Consider the following 18,526-nt stretch of genomic DNA (forward strand, 5'->3'; position numbering starts at 1 on the left):
ATTAATGCACCTGATTTCTATCGGTTCCTCTTAAAAATATTGAGAACAGCCGTCTTTGACATATTAAGAAACTCCAAAACCAGCATCTTTGCCTCAAACACCGTCTTTAGTTTTGTTATCCTGTCAAATATGTATTCTGGCCTCAAATAGAACCTCCTGAAGGCAATATCCCTTAATTCTCTCAATCTCTGATAGGGTATACTGCCGGTCTCAATTACGGGGCTAAAAGAACCGTCGAAACTGCCGTCATCTGAGTTGAGCCAGTCATTCTCCAGACATTCTTTACGCAATTCTGTCCCAACTATGGGAATGGCAAAATTAAACGAAGCATAATCACATCTAAGCTTGATTGCAAAATCAATTGTATTTATAATATCTTCTTCGCTTTCACCGGGTATTCCTATAATAAAATATCCTATAGTCTTTATACCATGCTTATGAGCTAACCTGAAAGCCTGCTCTATGGTCTCAATCTTCATATTTTTTGAATAACGGTCCAATATCATCTGGTTTGCAGATTCTACTCCGATATGTATAGCATGGCAACCTGCGCGCTTCATGGAAACCATGCGTTCCTCATCTATTGAATCAGCCCTCATATCACATACCCATCCGAGCTTTATCTTATTTTCTATGATATTCTGGCAAAGCGCCAAAGCGTGTTTCTTTACGCTTCCAAATGAAACATCCCTGAAAAAAACTTCCCTTATCCCTAATTTCTCTACATACCTTAATTCATCGGTTATGTTATCCACATCTCTCATAATATACGGTATATTGGAAGAAACACAGAAAGCGCATTTACCTACACACCCATAGCTTGATATCACGCTGGTCAGCGGGATCCTCCTCCCATGGCTCAGCCTGTATTTGGAAAAGTCAAGCTGTTCATGCCTTGGGACAGGATAACTAAAATAACCTGTAGAATACTTTGTCTTCCCGCAAATTACCACGTCATTCTTCCTGACAGCTAAATTGTTTAATTCTGACGTATCATTTTTCAGAAATCCTAATATGTCATCGCTGGTAAAATTTAATAATACTGCGTCCAAAAAAACATTATCCTGCATCTCCTGAACAGGGTTATTCCGCAAAAATCCGCCTTCCCCGATTATAAGCATGTCTCTAAATGAATTCTTTACTTTATAGGCAAATCCCAAGTCGTTACACTTGCTTGACGACCCGGCCATAAATATTAAAGCATACGGAGCGGCCTTTTTAATAATCTCCATCGTTTGATCGTTAGTAAGCCTTAACGCATTGGCGTCAATTATACTAATGTCAAATTCTTTAGAAAGTATCCCGCTTAGGACAAGAAGGTCAACCTGAGGCCAGCAATATAGCCCTTTTGAAACTGTGCTACTATACATATCGCGCATGTTTAAAGTAGGTGCCGGAGGATTCAATAAGACTATTTTTTCTTTCATGTAATCAGGCCTTTTGATTTAATGCAGCTTATAAGGTCGGTTATAGTAGTATCGAGGCTTAAGTAATCCATTTTTAGCAAGCTTCTTGATTTAGAGTTATCACAGAAGTTATTTTCTCTGACCATATTAACCTTGGCTACTGTAACCGGCGGGTTAATTTTAGTGATCTTAGCTGATTTTTCGGCAAAAAAAGCCAATGCTAATGCTGCAGGATATGGCAATTCCAGCAGCATTTTCTTGTTTTTTGAAATATCGGCGACTTTAATTAAGAAATCGCGCAAAGTAATATTTACATTACCCAATATATACCTCTGCCGGGGAAGACCCAGATTAATGGCTTTCAGGATTCCCATGGCAACATCCCGCACATCTACAAGGTTAAAGTTACCGTTAATAAAAAGAAAAACCAGCCTGCTTTTTAAATAATCCGCGGTTACCTTGTTTATCCCCGCCTGTATAGAATGGAATGGCCCGATTACAGAAGTAGGGTTGACTATGGTTATAGGCAACCCACGGCCGCTATAATCAATAGCCAATTTCTCAGCTAATAATTTAGAGCGGACATACCCATCGCATGAATGAGAAGAAAAATACTGGCTGCTTTCGTCAATGAGCTGGCCTTTGCCTTGCCCTGACAAAGTCGCTCTCGTGCTTACATAAATAACTTTCTTAAAGCTTAAAGATAAAGCAGAATCCAACAAATTCTTTGTTCCTAAGAAATTTATTGTGTTATAGCTATCTTCATTTATGACCCAGGGAGCGCTTACGGCAGCAAGATGCACAAGCGTGTCACAGCCGGACATGCATTTTTCCAAAGAGCGTCTGTCTCTTATATCTCCACGGACAACTTCGAACGGACAACCAGACAAAACCGATCCCTCCCTAAGAAGGACCCTTGCGTCCAAATTATTATTCTTAAGCAATACAATAAAATGCCTGCCGATAAAACCAGTAGCCCCAGTGACAAAAATCTTCATGTTATCTGTTTTTAATGTTTAAATTGATATACAGGCGGACTAAATCCCTTAAGGTGCAACATGCCCTTTTAAAGAAACCATACCTGGTAGGCCTGATTTCAGCGACTTCAACAGGCAATTCCACTATCGAAAGTCCGGCTCTTTGCGCCCGGATCATAAGCTCGGTATCAAATAACTCTTTCTCTAAAACGCACTTATCGATAAACAAGTTTACCTTCTGGCTACTGATAACCTTGATACCATGGGTATCTGTCCCCTTATACCTGAATGTAACTTTAATCAGAATGTTTAAAAGCATGGTAATAAATTTACGGGTAAACGGCCTATTATCGCGGGAACCTGACAGGACTTTTGAACCGACGATAAAGTCATTATTCTTTAAAAGCTGCAACGATTCTTTTAAAAATTTTATATCCCAAAAATCGATATTAAAAATGGCTATATTCATGCCTGATGCATTTTTAATCCCGGCCTTTAAGGCCTTGCCGTAATTAGACTCAGGCAGGCTGATCAAGCGAAACTCCCGCGGATATGCTTTTTGAAGCGACCTGCAGATATTCAGGGTATTATCAGAGCTGCCGTTTTCGATTATTATCACCTCAAAATCTTCTATATTTCCTGCTTTGGCCTCTTGTATAATGGTTGACACTGAAGATTCAATATACTTCTCTTCGTTATATGCAGGGATGACAATGGAAAGTTTATTCATCTTTCTTGCTCGCCAGTGTTGGTTTGAGAATAATTATAAAAAACTAGGCCCAATGCAATAAAAAACCAAAAATGCCTCATAGTCAAGATGTCTATATAAAAAGCATTGATAAGAATGCCCGACATTCCGGCCATATAACATACAACCAAAGTCTTTATCTGAGCACCGGGATGCTCGGATAATGCCCACATCTTCCTTAAATATAGAATTATTAAAAACATCACTGCCAGCAACCCCAAGGCACCTGTCTCTGCAGCCCATCCAAGATAGGTAGAATGCGGATCGCTCTTTCCATGCCAGGTTTGCTGGTTTCTGTAAAAATGCGACAGAAGGACATCTTTTCTCTGCCAATCAACATAATCTATGACTTTTTCGTTAAACATACCTATTCCTACACCGGTAATAGGATGGTCCTTGAACATCCTTGCCGCAGCATCAAATAAATGCATATAAAGAGACGCGGGATAATGGACTTTTAGGCTGAATGACATTTCATTCTGGTTGATTGTATAGTTTACCGGCACAACAACCCATAACGTTATAGCGGCAGACCAGAGAATAACAAACACAAGAAGCACAAACACAGAATACCTAAGGACAGAATAAATAACTTTGCCTCTTAATTTTAACAATATCAGGAATATTGAGACAATTATACCCAAAAGCGGGCGGGAAGCCGTAAGTAACGAAACAATAAAAAACATTATTATTGCTATAGCAAGAAATACCCTCTTCTTGCCTTTTGGTTCTTCGATAAATCTTATAAAAGCGAAAATTATGCTAATATGTAAATACGATGCAAGCATACTTCCCATCCTAAACGTTGAATGTATTCTCGGAAAAGGCAATACTGAAGTCAAACCCGGTTGAGGAGCAAGAAGAAATACGGCTCTTTTAAAAAACAACCAATCCAAAATCGCAAGCATTCCGATTGAAGATACAAAAAAAGCAGTATAGACCCATATATCCATAATAAAATAGGCACTCTTCTTTCCGCTTATCATGATACTGACAAAATAAACCATTAATAACAAATACAAAATCCCCGATAACTCCAAGAGACTGGCTGTTTTCAATTCCGCATTAATAGAGGATATTGAAAAGGCTGCTGCAATGAGGATTATGGGCAATGTTAAAAAATTGTTTTTTAGCCGGTATTTCTTTTTGATCAACCCGATAAACCAGACAATTATCATCAACAAAAAAATTATTTCTGAGAACTGTACCTTTTGGGAAATAAACGGTAAATCAGGGACTCTCATGACTGGGATAAGCGCGACGTAAAAACAGATTAATTTCTCAATAAGGGTTAAGTCTTTGAATCTCTCTATTATCTTCATAGCCACCTCAGAATAGGTCTAAATCTGAATCAAAAAAACTGATAAACCAATTATTATTATCGCTTACAAGATGCAGTAAATCGCTTTCAAGGGAAAGATTAAATGCCATCAGCCGCGTGCTTGACTTTACATTAATGAATCCAAAGCGCTTAAGAAAATGGGCTGCGCCGTTATTAAGCATATTACATCTTATCAAATCTAATTTTTCAGAATATGAAAAATAGTCGATTGCATACTTAATGAGTGCCCCATATATGTTATTATCATCCGGATCTGCAAACATATCCATAATAATTCCCGTATTAAATCCCCTGCTTTTTCCTTTACGTAGCACCATATAACCCTTTGGCTTACTTTCCTTAGCTGGAGTAACTTTAAATACGGAATATTCCCAATACGGCTGCTTAAATATACGCCAATTAAGCATATCGGAGCTCCTTTTGGCGATAACTTTGAAATTTTTGCTTACCCTTAACCAAAAATCATCAAATTCACTATTAAATTCGTTTACGGGCGAGATTTTGTAATTTTGCTTATAGAACCTGTCTCTTCCTGAATAACTAAAAATTTTATAGAACAGGCTGATAAACAGATCCGGCAATATACATAATACTTTAGAAATCCGGTTAGCTCCTATTATTTTCTCTAGCAGAGGGTTAATCCGGTTTAATCTTGCATACAGCGGGATTAATCCCAAATCAATAAAACCGAGCTTTTGATAAACAGGGTAAACATAATCATTCAGTCCGGCTACGAGAAATAACTTATAATCTTGCTTCAGTTCATTAATTACACCCTGGAGTAAAAAAGGGCCTATTCCCAGCTTCCTGTATTGAGGCAAAACTACCAGGCCTCGGCCCCAGGCACACAATAAATCTTTTTCTCCTGTCTTAAGGTAAAACGGCATAATACCAATGTGGCCAACTATCTGGCCGGTATCAGCCTTTCGGCAGATCCAGACAGGATAACCTTTTCTATTAGCAGGATTATTAAGATTAGCCCAGTGCAGACGTTTTATTACCTGGCCGTGGTTACGATAATATTGTGCATTAAACTGATCAGAGTAAGCAGACTCTAAGAATGCTGCCAGCTCTTCATCAGGGACATTTGCAGCATTCTCAAGCTTAAAGTTTCTGCTTACTCTTTGAATCACTTTATCCAATTTCAAATCTGGTCCGCTCATTTGCCAATTTTAAATATCGCGCATAGATTATCATAAAATACATCTGCGAGCTTTTCTACACCGCTTTCAGAATAATGCACTAAATCAATGAAATACTCAGGGTTCTCGTTCAAAGCCGAAAAACTGTCTACATAAATACATCCTGTTTTACTGGCTACATCTTTAATGACTGCATTATATTCAATAAAATCATTTTTGTTTATATATGAAAAATTATTTTTACCGAAACACGCAGCCTGTGATGCCAGTATAGGTATTATGCCGTTTTGCCTGGCGACAGCAACGATATTCATTAAATTATTCCTGAAAATATCTTTGCCGTAAACGATGTCAACATCTTCGGCTTTACTTTGCATCTGCTTGTCAAATAAAGAGTAACTAATGCTGGCCAGAATATAAGAAATAAGCTTGGACTTAAATAACACCCTATAAAAACCTATTTTACACTCAGGAGCCAAAAATAAATTATTCATATATTTATTGGCATAATCAGAAGTTATTTTTTTGCCGAAATAATTAGCTGAAAGGTCGTTGATATTATGATAAACGATAATATACGCTGGATGGTAATAAATCAGCCTCAATTCAAAGTTGACTAAGCTGTGTGCGCTGGAAAAAGCATCTGCTGCGGCATTTAAAACTTCAAATTTTATACCCTTAGTATTACTATTTAACTTATTTTCCAGTAATTGTGGATAATCAATCTTTGTCGAAACGTTAGCAGTTGTTGAGCCCCCAAGGCAGATTATCCTTATTACACCGGGAGCAGGCGTTCTTGCTGCGGGTTTGCCTCTGCGGAAATACCCTATTCCGTCCTTCTCAAGCGGAAGAGGTGGATCATAGACAGTAAACCAAGGGCTGACGAACCTGCGCTCTCTAAAGAACCCCTTACCTTGGGAAAAAAGCAAAAAACGCACTGAAACCTCGCAAATCACAAAAAAACTGATTACTATAATAATGATAAAAATGTTCTTTTTATATTTCATCAACCCCTCCTAAAGAAAGTTCGTAGCCTTCTGCCCTGAATATGTCCTTGTTACGGTAACTGGCAATAAAACATACCAATGTTGCCGCTGACTCGGATATAAGCGTAGAGAAAATCGCGCCTTTGATTCCAAACAGCGGGATAAAATGGAAATTAAGCAGAATATTCGCCAATACAGCTATAAAATAAACTATGAGAACAAAATCCTGTCTACCGACGGCAAAAAGCGCTTTTTCAACGATTGGCTTGAGCATATAAGGCAGCAGGACTAACGATAAGATAAACATATATTGCGAGGCGTCTTTAAAATCTGGGCCGTAGATGATATTCAAAATATTGCTACCAAAGAAATAAAAAGTTAAAATCAGGCCTAAAGCTAAAGCTGATAGTATATAGACGGTTTTTAAAAGAATATTCTTTATGCCTTCTTTGGCTCCGGTGAGCCTTGAGAAAAGAGGCAAATAGACTGCCGCCAGGGTAACAGATATAAGCATGAATTGCTCAATAATCTTGCCATTGGCATTAAACAGCCCGGAAGAAACATCACCTTTAAGATAAGAGAGCATGATTATATCTATCCTAAAGGCAAGGAAACTGAATATGTATATCAAAGCAAAAGGAAACGCCGACCTTATCAGATATAAACACAGGCCTCTATCAAAAGAAAATTTAAGCCTTTTGTTAGTAACAAAGCATATAAAAGAGTTTATGGAAAAATTTAGCAAACTGACTAAGAGTAAAGCAAAAGATATAATAATTATACCTGTTGAAAAATCACCCAGCTTGATAAAAAGTATCAGCGAAATTAACTTCATCGCTGATTCAAGGACCATGAGTGCTGCCTCGATCTCCATTTTATCCCTTATGCGGAATATGGACCTGTAGAAATAAACGAAAGAATCCAGAACAACAGATACGCCAAGCACCATTATTACTGCTATTTTCTGGCGGGCAAAAGGCAGGCTTAATGCCAGAATGAATATCGCCAGTATATTCAGCAAACCGATACCTGTTTTTAATACAAGTATGTTTCCGACATACTTATTTATATCTTCCCTTTTTTTTGATATATCTCTTACAAAAAGGTCAACAAAACCAAAATCAGCCAGAAAAAGAAACCCCCAGACAAATGACAGTGCAAAAGATATCTGACCGAAACCCTCAACGCCCAGATACCTGGCAATGATTATCATGCTGATAAAAGTCATTGCTTTATAAGCAAATTGCGCCAGGATCAGGCTTGAAAAATTCTTAAAAATCGAATTAATGATATTTCTTTTCATATCAATCAATGAATTTGCGGTGCCACAGCTCCAGGACCAGGAGTGACCATAGTTGAAACGAATAATCTTTCCGTAATCCGATATGGTCTTCAACCAGCTTCTTTACGATACCCGCGTTAAAGTATCCCCTTCTCAGTGTTTTTGGTTCAAGAAGCGTATCGCGTATATATTCTTTTAACTCATTCCTGAACCATCTTCCAATCGGCACGCCGAACCCCATCTTCCTCCTATATACATTTCTATCAGGAACGATCCCCTTAATTGCTTTTTTTAGTATATATTTCCTTATCCCGTTCTTTATTTTGTATGATGACGGAAGCCTGGCAGCAAACTCCATAAATTTATGATCAAGAAAAGGAGACCTCGCTTCTAAAGAATTAGCCATACTGGCAATATCCACCTTTACCAAAAGGTCCTCAGGCAGATAAGTATGCACATCGGCATTAAGCAGCGAATCAAGTAAGCCGTCTGAAGCTTCATTAAAAAAGGATGATATATAAGAGCCGGCCTTATCTTCTTTTAACGCACTTTTAAATTCTGCAGAGTATAAAGCATTCTTAAGCTCCCCGTAAAATATGCTTATCCACCGGATATAACGTTTTTCTTTCTCAATAAATGCCGCATCAAAAAATCTCTTAATGTTCCTCAGCCTGTTTTTTGGCTCAATAGAATCAGGTATAAATCCTGAAGAAAATTTGATTGCCCGCTTTAAGAGAGGCGGAAGGTTATACATGGATTCAGCAATCAGCATCGCATGATAACGCTCATAGCCTGCGAATGACTCATCTCCTCCATCACCGTTTAAAGCAACAGTAACATGACTGCGCGTTTCTTTGGAAACATAATAAGTCGGCAAAGCGGAAGAATCTGCATACGGCTGCCCATACCTTGAGATTAAAAGCGGCAAAACGCCTAAAGCGTCAGGTTTTACCATAAACTCATGGTGTTCAGTCCCATATATGCGCGATATTTCCCTGGCAAAGGTCAGCTCGCTGTAATCGCTATCCTCAAAACCTATTGAAAAGGTCTTAACTTGCTGCCTTGAGACCTTGCTCATAATGGCGACAATCGTGCTAGAATCAATGCCTCCGCTCAAAAATGCACCCAATGGGACATCGCTATGCAGCCTAATTTTAACAGCTTCTTCAAGTAAATTTAATACTTTCTCAACTGCTTCCTGCTGGCTGATTTTTAGCTTTGGCAAATAATCAAGGTCCCAATATCTGTCAACCCTGAGTTCATTATTATGCAAAGACAGGGTATGCGCCGGCTTTAGCTGAAAGACATTTTTGTAAATCGTGTACGGCGAAGGTATATAACCAAAAGAAAGATAATAATCCAGACTATCTTTATTTATTTCCTTAGAAATAAACCCGCTTTCAAGTAAAGACTCCAATTCTGACGAAAATAAGAATCTGCTATCTTTGTGGCTGTAGAATAATGGTTTTTTCCCGAGCCTGTCGCGTGCAAGGAACAGTATTTTATTATTACTATCCCACAAAGCAAAAGCAAACATTCCACGTAGGCTCTTTACGCAATCCCTGCCTTTTTCTTCATATAAATGAATGACTACTTCAGTGTCGGTATTAGACCTGAATACGTGCCCCCTGGATTCTAATTCTGTGCGTAACTCAAGATAATTATAAATCTCTCCGTTTAAAATCAAGGAAATGCTGTTATCTTCATTTACCATCGGCTGATGCCCTGCGCTGGAAAGGTCAATAATGCTTAACCTGCGGTGCCCCAGGGTAATATTAGGGCTTCCGGTTTGGGAAAATATCCCCTCGTCATCCGGGCCTCTATGTATCAACTTAGAACACATGCCTTTTATAATACGTCGGCTATCTGTATTCTGGGAATTATAGTCTAATAAACCGCATATCCCGCACATAATCAGGCCTTTTCTACCTCCGCCGGAGAACAAACTTTTTCTACCAAATCACAAAATAACGGGGCATTAACATTAAGCGAGTACCTTAATATTACTTTTTCTCTGGCTTTTATACCGATCTTTCGGCGTAAATCGTGATCCTCAATCAGGCTTGATAATTTTTCAAACCATTCATTAAGGTTTTTTGCCAAAAGACCGTCAACCCCGTCATCAATAATCTCCTTATTTGCTCCCACAGAAGAACATACACAAGCGACACCTGTACTCATATACAGTAATGCCTTAAACCCACATTTGCCCCGGCACCATAAATCATCGTTTAAAGGCATAATGCCTATATCAAAATCACGCAGATCATCTGCTTCGCGTTCAATCTGCCAATCCCTGTATTCAAACATAGCATTACTATTCTTTTGGCCGCTTGCGCCTATAATCCTGAACACAAGTTTATCCTTAAACTTAAGAAACAGCTGCTTAAAAACCGGCTCTAAAGGATATAAATACTGCTCAGTAGTCGGGCTGCCCATCCATCCTACGATAACTTTTTCCCTCTGACGGGTATGCGGCGCCGGACAAAAATACTCGGTATCTACAGGAGTCGGGATCACAGTAACATTCGGATTAAAACGTTGAGCATATTCTTTTAAAAACATGTTACCGGCTATTACTTCTTTACTAAGCGAAATGATCTTTGAGGCATTGTTATTGTTGCGGAAAAGCTTTACCAGCTTGTTATTTGGGCTTGAGTTTGGCAAGAAAACAGCATCATCAAAATCGAATATTAGCGGTTTCCCCAGCAGATGCACCAGTTTTTCAAAGATAACCGGGCCTAAAGGCAGTGACTCACGGTATACGTAGACCGCATCATATCTGAAAATTGACATGATATCTGCCAGCCTTCTTAACAGGCCTAGCATAAAAAAGAAAATCTTTCTTATGCTGCCCTTATCCTTATAAACTATCTTAAAAAAATAGCTCGACATGAAGGGGCTTATGAAGCCGTCAATTTGCCGCTCTTTAAGATATGGTAAATACTGCCATATCCTGAACCTGCAGCCCGCTCCTTCATAAGGCACCGGACTTATAAATATGATTTTCTTCCTATGGCTTTTGGCCATAAGCCCTCCACCCGTAATTCCCGGTCGGTGAAATTTTAATGTTTTCCAGCCCTGCCCTTTCGAACCATTCTTTAAGTACCCTGCCATTGTAATAAAAGCGGATTGGCGGCGATAACCTGTCGAACCAATCGGCATAAGCCACCTGAAACGGGTAATTAGAATAAAGAACAATCCTCTTTAATATTATCTTATCTATCAGGCTGCCTAATACTGGCATTCTTTTAAGGAAACGGTATGGCTGGATAAACAAGCCATAATCAATAATCGCAATTAAAAAACAAAATAACTTCAATAAGCTTAAGGGAAGTTTTGTCGTAACCATTCTTACGCACTCAAGCATGAAATTAGTAAATTTACGGCTGTCACTGTAGACCCAGATAAAAATAGATCCGCCTGGCTTGACATATTCCGTAAGCAGCCTGAATGCCAGCTCCGGTTTCGGAAGATGGTGCAAAACACCGATTGAATATACAAAATCAAAAGTATTCTTTTCAAAAGGAAGGTTGTAGATATCTGCCTGCACCAGATAAACATTATCAAGTCCTTTTACATTCCTATAAGTTGATTCTATCGCCCGGCTATAATCCAGGCCGACCATCCTTGCCCCGAATTTACTGGCATTAAATATATGCCTGCCGAACCCGCATCCTGCGTCTAAGCCGAATTTTCCTTTAAAAAATCCTTTTCCCACCGGATAAATATAATTAAGGAAATTCTCTTCAAAATCACAGGCCATTTGGGAAAATGTACTCCACTGATATCCAAAGCTCTGCTGTGTCTTTTCTTTTAAAGAAGCTTCTTTATCGCTGAAAGCCGGGCCGCAAGGTTCTCCGGTTTTATTTATGCCTATGGGGTTAAGCTTGTATTTACGGCAAAAATCCGGGAACAAAGAAAAAGAATCCTTAAATATCCTGGGGATAGATCCGATAATCGGATAAACCTGTCCGCATTCGCAAGAAAGCATGCCCTCAGAAATATCTTTATCAGAGCCGGAAAACAGCTTCGGCTTTAACTTTTTGTTACACACCGGGCATATTAAAAAATTCAGAAGTTCTTTTTCCATTATACTCAGTTATTTAGTATTGTATTATAAATATGGCTGTAACTTTCTATCCCGTTAACCAGAGATAAATTCGTTACAGCAACATTACGGCATCTGTTCTTTAAGCCAGCATCATTGATTAAATACTGCAACTCTTCCGCTGCCCTTCTGTACTCTGCAGAAGAGAATTCTTTTAGCACACTACCGATTTTATTTTCTTCTATTAAGCCGGCTGTATCTCCTATGCCGGAATTAATCACCACAGGCAATCCGCAGGCAAGGTATTCTCCGAATTTTGTCGGGCAAGATGCCAGCTTTGAAAATACCGGTTTAATAAACATAATTGCAGCATCTGCCCATGATAAATATGCCGGCATCTCATAATGCTTCTTGGAAAGGACAGTAAAATCAGTGTCTTTAATAAATCCGTCATGCATAGAGTTTATAACTAAATCGCGCTCAAAAGGGGTAATTATCAAAAAATGGGCCTTAGGGTCAACAGACTTTAGTACTTTAAAGAACTCGATCATCTCTCTGAGCATATACCATGTTCCGATCGAGCCGCAATATACCATCACGGATTTACCTTCGGGAGGAAAATCCTCAGGCCTTCGATTACGGGTTTGCCTGTTAAAATTGTCTAAGTCAACGCAACAGGGAATTACCTTTATTTTTGGGGCATGTTTTTTGTTAACGAATATCCCTGACTTCAATATATCTGCCATTTTATTAGTTAAGACGACTGTATAGTCAGAGCCAAAAAGGAATTTTGCATCAAGATAGTTTACCGCCTTAAACATTATTTTTGTAATCAAACTTTCTTTGGGCCACATCCCTCCGTCCACATAATCATAGGCTAATACGCCTCTTCTGTCATAGATGAATTTACACCCGCACAGGCGCGCGCACAGCCAGCCTATCAGAGATGAAACCTCTGCCCTGGCGTGAACTACCCTGATCCTGTTCTTCTTTACAATAAACACTGCATAAATCAAACCGAAGATGCAATCAAGCAGAGTCGAAATCATCTGCGGCTTTTTATGATAAACTAGCCTCTTCCAAAATATCCCTGCGTTCCTTAACCGCTCTTCCATTAGCCGCAAATGATCCTTATCTCTTAATAAAGCTTTCTTTTCAAAAGAAAGCAGGAAAAAACGCAATTTATCCTTAGACAAGCCTTTTAGATAAGGGATGACCTGCGATTGAGCGATAGGCTCAAGCATGCCATCATAGCTGATATAGAGTATATTATTATCCGGCATAGATATGCTTCCTTATTTTCATTCTCAATATACCGATATTGCTTCTTAATTTAGGGTAAGAAAGCAGCCAGTTCTCGATTTTGCTGACAAACCGGTTCACATATATCGCAGCAATAATTCTGTTTATCCCCAGATAAGCCGGCAATCTTTTCTCGAGGAGTTTTCTCCTGACCAGCCTTTCTGCCCTTCTTGCCTCTTTTAAAGCACTTTTTCTTTCAAAGGCGCTAAATTCAGGGGTAGAAAAAACCGGTAAGTTGCTTAGCTGCGCCGGAGGGTCCATATTCAGGTATTTTTCCGGCGGCATAATAAAATAATCGTTCTTTCTTACCCACTCGAATAATTCTGTGCCTGGTATAGGAACTAGATTATTAAATTTAACGTCTCCGACAGGGTATTTTAATGAGAATCTTATCGAATCCCTTACGTCATCAATGGTCTCTCCGGGAGACCCGATCAGAAAAAATAAACTCACATAAAATCCAAGGTCACAAGCCATTTTTACCGCGTTTTCAATTGTTTCAAAACTTTGCCCCTTCTTTATATTTTGAAGGATGCGGTCATTTCCTGCTTCAACTCCAAAAGCCAACCGTTTAAATCCGGCTTTTTTCATTTTGGCTAATATCTCAAAATCGACCCTGTCTGCCCTGACGCCATTACCGCACATAAGCATTACCCCATCAAGATCTTCGGATTCGATGGCAGTGCATAATTCTGACATTCTCTGTTTATTGAATGTCGGATTATCCTCCTGGAGCCCAAACTCCCTTATCCCTCTCTTATGCCAGTATTTAAGCTCTTCTATGACATTTCCTGCAGAACGAAACCTGATTTTTTTACCGAGGATATGGCAAGAACAGTAAACACAAGAATATGGACAGCCTCTTGAAGTCACGATGCTTATCCCGTAGCTGTATTTCTTCAATTCGAACTTATCATATTTCGGGAATGGCAATCTGTCTAAGTCTTCGATAAAATCGCGCTGGCCGTTGTAAAGAAGATCGGCCCCGTTTCTATAAATCAGCCCTTTTATTTTGTCTAAAGGAGCACCTCTTACTAAATCCAGCAGTGTGAGTTCGCCTTCAAACGTAACGCCGTAATCGATCGAAGCACAATCATTTAAAGCGCGCTCTTTAAAATTCGTTATATGCGCCCCTCCGCATACTATCTTAATATTGCTAAAATCATTTTTCAACCTGCTAATCAAGCTGTAAATGTTGTTATAACGATATGTCATTAATCCAATACCGATCAAATCGGGGGAAAAAGAAATGATCTTTTCCTTTAAATCTTTATAATCATAACCCAGTGCCATATCAAATACATCATGCTCAATCCCATGCGACTCCAATACCTGAGAAATATATCCCAGGCCTGCCGGGAGCACAGGAATTGCGTATACTTTAGAAGAATAAAATGGATTGACTAACAGTACTTTTTTAAACCTCATCCGGGTTACCTCAAGTTATTTACCGTTTAAAAATGCATATCTTAGAATATGCGGGTATGCCCTGGGATTATATACCAAACTGGCTAATATCGCGCACTCAAAACTGCAGAAACAACGCTTCTCTTTGATATATTTGATTATATTCTTTGCCTTTTCAGAAGCTAAAAGCTTATTTATGTTGTAATCAAAATCTCTTATATTGCCCATATTGGCATCAATAGTCCCCTTTATTGAAGGTAGTATCTCACACGGCACAACCGAACCATCCTCATAAACCTCAATCATCTTTTTTCCGGCAAGACAAGGATATATATATTTTTTTTCATTGATTATACGTGACACAATACGGTTGGTGTATTTATATAATCCGTAAAAAATACCCGAAAATTGATATTTTCTTTTCTTGAGATTATTATATGCAATATCTTCAACTGTTTTAAGGGCCCTTGTGTATATCTGGGGGCTGACATCCAGAGCCATCGTATCCCTGGTATTTCCCCTGGCAAGCAGTAATTCATGCTCATCAACTTTTAAGTTATCCTTTACATAAATAAACACCTCTTCAATATTTTCGGCGTTTGACTTTGAAAGAACAGTGGTTATTTTTATATATAGATTATCGCGCCCTTCTTTAAGCCTGCTGATCCTGTTATAAGACTCCATGACTTTATCAAAGCAACCCGGTAAATTCCTGATTTTATCGTGTGCATCTCCGACAGCATCAATAGAAAGACAAACATTTACGAGGCAGGCCGGACAATTGATAAGTATTTTTCTTACTGCGCTCTCCAGCCTGTCAGGGAAAGTCCCGTTTGTCGGTAATGTTATAAACCTGGTACCGCTATTCTTATAAAAGGCCTGGACTATCTCAGCAACATCATCTCTTAAGAACGGCTCTCCCCCTGCTATAGTTAACTGAATAAGTTTATTGAAACTGCTTGAAATTTTTTCAATTTCTTTAAGAGACAACTCATTAGCTTTAACCGCCGAATCCTGCTTCTGCCAATTAAAACACATGCTGCATTTTGCATTACAACGAGAGGTAATAAATAATATAAGATAAGCAGGGTATTTGGAAAACAGTGAAAAGGCAAGAAAGAAAATCCTCTGGAACTTCTTCACTTTTTCCTCCTGATAAAAGAATTAATAAACCCTCTCATTGCGCCTGCAACGATTACATTACATAATAAGAATTGAGTAAAAACAGCTCTAAGCAAGAAATAAACTCCTTTCTCTTTAAAAACCAAACCAAAGAATTTCCAGGTAAGTATGACAAAAAATATAAAACTAAAAGCTGCTGAATAAACAGCATTGCCAAGGAAAAACGATGCAAATAAACTGATAACTGAAAAAAAAGCCAATAGGCACGAAACCCCAAGGCCTTTAGTTGTAGCGACGTTGTCAAATTTATGCCTCTTCATAAAAAGCCCCACCCAGGAACTTGTACGGAAAAAGAAATTATTGGCAAGCTTAGACAGTGTTACCGGAAAATGATGCCTGACCTGAATTGATTCATCGATGTAAATCTTGCCGCCGTTTTGAAGTAATCTGTAACCAAATTCATAGTCTTCGACATCAGCGCCTTTAATATTTTCATCAAAAAAACCGATTCTTTCAAATAAAACCTTATCAATGATGGCGCAGCGAGGCTCAAAAGAAGTAACCTCACTAAAGCCAAAACCTTGCCAGTGAGAATAATCAAGTAATGCTTTAAATTCAGGAATAAAACCAGCTTCAGCCGGTTCTTTCCCATAAATACCGATGAGGGCACACCCTGCCGGAATCTCTCTGTACCTGGAGACGAGCTTTGAAAGCGTATCTTTTTCCAGTATAACATCGGAATCAAAGAATATCAGAGTACCTGCCCTGCTTATTCTCGCGCCTTTATTTCTGGATGCAGCACTGCCGATATTCGTTTCGTTTCTTATCAGATTTACTGCGTAACGCTTCAACAGGCTCGATAAATCATCCGTGCTGCAATCATCAACTACAATAACTTCAAAATCATGATTATCTGCCTGCTTAAAAATTGAATCAAGCAACGCAATAAGCGTATTTAGCGAATTATATACCGGTATAATTATCGAAAAAGCTGGTTCCATTCTACCAATAGTGTCTTTTATATTTTTTATAAAATGCTAGCGTCCTGCGGATACCATCCTCAAGGCTGACCTGCGGAAACCAACCGAGCATGTCTTTTATCTTTCCGTAATCAGCTACATAATTACCTACTTCAATCTTTTTTATATCACTCGGATAAGGTACGATCCTGTATGAACCTTTTTTGTTTATTTTTATTATCAGCCTGGTTATTTCTTCCAGGCTGATAGGAGTGCCTCCCAGGTTAAACACCTGTCCATTGGCTTCATTACGGGCCATGGCGATAATAAAAGCATCAACCACATCATCAACATAGCTTACATCCCTGACCTGAGCGCCATCCCCGTATAATTTCACTTCATTGCCGTCAATAACCTGGCGGATAAGCCAGTTAATTATTCCCTGACGGTGATGGTGCATCTGGTGCCTGGGCCCAAAGGTGTTGGTAAGCCTTAAAGAGCACGCTTTTATACCATAGACCTCGTTATATAAAAGGTGGTAACTCTCCCCTGCAATATTGTTTATGCCGTTAACATCAGCAGGCTTCAGCGGGTGCTTTTCATCTACGGGTAGATACTCAGGCCTGCCATATTGGCTGCGGGTGCCTGCGAATATGATTTTTATCCCCGGATTATAATTTCTGCAAGCCTCTAATATGGCAAGTTGAGCGGCACAGTTAACTTCAAGGTCTGTAAACGGATCCGTCATGCTGTCTATATGGCTTAATGTCCCGGCAAGATTAAAAAGCAGGTCTTTATCTTTAATAAGGAAGTTCATTGAGTATTTGTCACGGACATCGGAAAAGTTTATTTTAACTTTGTTCTTTACCTGGTGAATATTAAACATATTACCGCCGTATTGCGGTATCAGGGAATCGACGATAGTCACGCTGGATTTAAGCTTAACCAATCTTTGCGCAAGAGTACTGCCTATAAACCCCAGGCCCCCGGTAATAAGCACGGATTTTCCTTTATAATATTTTTCAAGGTTCTTCATCATGCCTGCCTTTCTTTAAAATTTAACGTCCACCATAATTTCAGGATATCCCTTCCCACTTGATAAATCCTTACGATATTGAAAAACTGCGACTTACCATACACGCGGTGATAATGGCTGACACCGGTTTCAGCAAAAGAAAACCCGGCATTTTGTATTTTCTTTATCATCTCAACGCAAATAACACCGCTGTTATACCTAAGCTTGATCTTATCAAATATACTTCTCCTCATCAGCCTGAAATCGCAATCTACATCCCTGATCTTAAAGCCAAACATAAGCTTCATCGTGTATTGGTAAATCCCTCCTATCACTTTCCTGCTAAGGCTATCACTCCGGCTGAGTTTATAGCCGTTGACAATATCTACTCCGGGGCCAAGGCAGGAAATAAGATTATTAAGCTCAGTAACGTCATATTGAAAATCGCCATCCGTATAAAAAATGAATTCTTTTTTTGATGAATAAATCCCTGACCTTAAGGCGCCACCATAGCCCTCATTTCTTTCATGATAAATAAGCCTAAGAGCAGTATATTTTTTACACAGCTCTTCCAAAACAACCCGGCTGTTATCAGTGCTGCAATCATCCACTACTATTATTTCATAGTCATCGCTTACCTGCCGTGCCACCTTATCCATAATCACAACCATGCTGGCAATAGAGCCGGCATCATTAAAACACGGGAAAAAACAAGAAAGACTGATTTTTTTGTCCATGGTCATTCCTTTTTATGCGTTGGCGGCCACAAAATCGCACCTTCGAAGAT

At 39.0% G+C, this 18,526-nt stretch carries 16 protein-coding genes; all 16 read right to left on the reverse strand.

The annotated features are described in order from the left end of the window. Positions 1-17: 17 nt before the first annotated feature. Genes C4533_04090 through C4533_04165 form a run of 16 tightly spaced genes read right to left on the reverse strand, consistent with a single transcriptional unit; the run spans position 18 to position 18,482 of the window. The gene (locus tag C4533_04090; protein RJP28982.1) at positions 18-1,427 is read right to left on the reverse strand and encodes a radical SAM protein; all 1,410 of its coding nucleotides are present in this window, start codon (positions 1,425-1,427) and stop codon (positions 18-20) included. Next, positions 1,424-2,404: an NAD-dependent epimerase/dehydratase family protein gene (locus C4533_04095; protein ID RJP28983.1), complete on the reverse strand. Its 981-nt coding sequence runs from the start codon at positions 2,402-2,404 to the stop codon at positions 1,424-1,426. Before C4533_04095 ends, C4533_04090 begins: the two co-directional genes overlap by 4 nt. Position 2,405: 1 nt before the next feature. Continuing rightward, entirely contained in the window at positions 2,406-3,113 is a 708-nt protein-coding gene (locus C4533_04100) for a glycosyltransferase (protein RJP28984.1), read from the reverse strand. Continuing rightward, positions 3,110-4,453, reverse strand: coding sequence for an O-antigen ligase family protein (locus C4533_04105; GenBank protein ID RJP28985.1), 1,344 nt, complete (start codon positions 4,451-4,453; stop codon positions 3,110-3,112). The genes C4533_04100 and C4533_04105 overlap by 4 nt, the downstream gene beginning before the upstream one ends. A 7-nt stretch (positions 4,454-4,460) precedes the next feature. Then, positions 4,461-5,636: an N-acetyltransferase gene (locus C4533_04110; GenBank protein RJP28986.1), complete on the reverse strand. Its 1,176-nt coding sequence runs from the start codon at positions 5,634-5,636 to the stop codon at positions 4,461-4,463. Continuing rightward, positions 5,633-6,622 (reverse strand): hypothetical protein, encoded by a 990-nt coding sequence (locus tag C4533_04115; protein ID RJP28987.1) that lies wholly within the window; start codon positions 6,620-6,622, stop codon positions 5,633-5,635. The genes C4533_04110 and C4533_04115 overlap by 4 nt, the downstream gene beginning before the upstream one ends. Next, entirely contained in the window at positions 6,612-7,904 is a 1,293-nt protein-coding gene (locus tag C4533_04120; GenBank protein ID RJP28988.1) for a flippase, read from the reverse strand. Before C4533_04120 ends, C4533_04115 begins: the two co-directional genes overlap by 11 nt. A 1-nt stretch (position 7,905) precedes the next feature. Next, on the reverse strand, positions 7,906-9,795 hold the full coding sequence (gene asnB / locus C4533_04125) for an asparagine synthase (glutamine-hydrolyzing) (protein ID RJP28989.1): 1,890 nt from the start codon (positions 9,793-9,795) through the stop codon (positions 7,906-7,908). Between the two features lie 2 nt (positions 9,796-9,797). After that, a complete protein-coding gene (locus C4533_04130) occupies positions 9,798-11,048 on the reverse strand; it encodes a glycosyltransferase (protein ID RJP28990.1) in 1,251 nt (416 codons plus the stop codon). Beyond that, positions 10,897-11,976, reverse strand: coding sequence for a methyltransferase domain-containing protein (locus C4533_04135; protein RJP28991.1), 1,080 nt, complete (start codon positions 11,974-11,976; stop codon positions 10,897-10,899). The genes C4533_04130 and C4533_04135 overlap by 152 nt, the downstream gene beginning before the upstream one ends. 5 nt (positions 11,977-11,981) lie before the next feature. Continuing rightward, positions 11,982-13,217, reverse strand: coding sequence for a glycosyltransferase (locus tag C4533_04140; GenBank protein RJP28992.1), 1,236 nt, complete (start codon positions 13,215-13,217; stop codon positions 11,982-11,984). After that, entirely contained in the window at positions 13,207-14,664 is a 1,458-nt protein-coding gene (locus tag C4533_04145; protein ID RJP28993.1) for a radical SAM protein, read from the reverse strand. Before C4533_04145 ends, C4533_04140 begins: the two co-directional genes overlap by 11 nt. A gap of 15 nt (positions 14,665-14,679) precedes the next feature. Beyond that, a complete protein-coding gene (locus tag C4533_04150; GenBank protein RJP28994.1) occupies positions 14,680-15,786 on the reverse strand; it encodes a radical SAM protein in 1,107 nt (368 codons plus the stop codon). After that, positions 15,783-16,766: a glycosyltransferase gene (locus C4533_04155; GenBank protein ID RJP28995.1), complete on the reverse strand. Its 984-nt coding sequence runs from the start codon at positions 16,764-16,766 to the stop codon at positions 15,783-15,785. The genes C4533_04150 and C4533_04155 overlap by 4 nt, the downstream gene beginning before the upstream one ends. Position 16,767: 1 nt before the next feature. Further along, positions 16,768-17,760 carry an NAD-dependent epimerase/dehydratase family protein gene (locus C4533_04160; protein ID RJP28996.1) on the reverse strand — a complete coding sequence of 331 codons (993 nt, stop codon included), beginning with the start codon at positions 17,758-17,760 and terminating at the stop codon, positions 16,768-16,770. Continuing rightward, the gene (locus C4533_04165; protein RJP28997.1) at positions 17,760-18,482 is read right to left on the reverse strand and encodes a glycosyltransferase family 2 protein; all 723 of its coding nucleotides are present in this window, start codon (positions 18,480-18,482) and stop codon (positions 17,760-17,762) included. Before C4533_04165 ends, C4533_04160 begins: the two co-directional genes overlap by 1 nt. Between the last annotated feature and the right edge of the window lie 44 nt (positions 18,483-18,526).

The organism is Candidatus Omnitrophota bacterium (assembly GCA_003598025.1).
Classification (GTDB): domain Bacteria; phylum Omnitrophota; class Gorgyraeia; order Gygaellales; family Profunditerraquicolaceae; genus Profunditerraquicola.

Coding starts and splice junctions, on each gene's coding strand:
- C4533_04090 (RJP28982.1), bottom strand. CDS start 1,427: ATGAAAGAAAAAATAGTCTTATTGAATCCTCCGGCACCTACTTTAAAC.
- C4533_04095 (RJP28983.1), bottom strand. CDS start 2,404: ATGAAGATTTTTGTCACTGGGGCTACTGGTTTTATCGGCAGGCATTTT.
- C4533_04100 (RJP28984.1), bottom strand. CDS start 3,113: ATGAATAAACTTTCCATTGTCATCCCTGCATATAACGAAGAGAAGTAT.
- C4533_04105 (RJP28985.1), bottom strand. CDS start 4,453: ATGAAGATAATAGAGAGATTCAAAGACTTAACCCTTATTGAGAAATTA.
- C4533_04110 (RJP28986.1), bottom strand. CDS start 5,636: ATGAGCGGACCAGATTTGAAATTGGATAAAGTGATTCAAAGAGTAAGC.
- C4533_04115 (RJP28987.1), bottom strand. CDS start 6,622: ATGAAATATAAAAAGAACATTTTTATCATTATTATAGTAATCAGTTTT.
- C4533_04120 (RJP28988.1), bottom strand. CDS start 7,904: ATGAAAAGAAATATCATTAATTCGATTTTTAAGAATTTTTCAAGCCTG.
- asnB (RJP28989.1), bottom strand. CDS start 9,795: ATGTGCGGGATATGCGGTTTATTAGACTATAATTCCCAGAATACAGAT.
- C4533_04130 (RJP28990.1), bottom strand. CDS start 11,048: ATGCCGATTGGTTCGACAGGTTATCGCCGCCAATCCGCTTTTATTACA.
- C4533_04135 (RJP28991.1), bottom strand. CDS start 11,976: ATGGAAAAAGAACTTCTGAATTTTTTAATATGCCCGGTGTGTAACAAA.
- C4533_04140 (RJP28992.1), bottom strand. CDS start 13,217: ATGCCGGATAATAATATACTCTATATCAGCTATGATGGCATGCTTGAG.
- C4533_04145 (RJP28993.1), bottom strand. CDS start 14,664: ATGAGGTTTAAAAAAGTACTGTTAGTCAATCCATTTTATTCTTCTAAA.
- C4533_04155 (RJP28995.1), bottom strand. CDS start 16,766: ATGGAACCAGCTTTTTCGATAATTATACCGGTATATAATTCGCTAAAT.
- C4533_04160 (RJP28996.1), bottom strand. CDS start 17,760: ATGAAGAACCTTGAAAAATATTATAAAGGAAAATCCGTGCTTATTACC.
- C4533_04165 (RJP28997.1), bottom strand. CDS start 18,482: ATGACCATGGACAAAAAAATCAGTCTTTCTTGTTTTTTCCCGTGTTTT.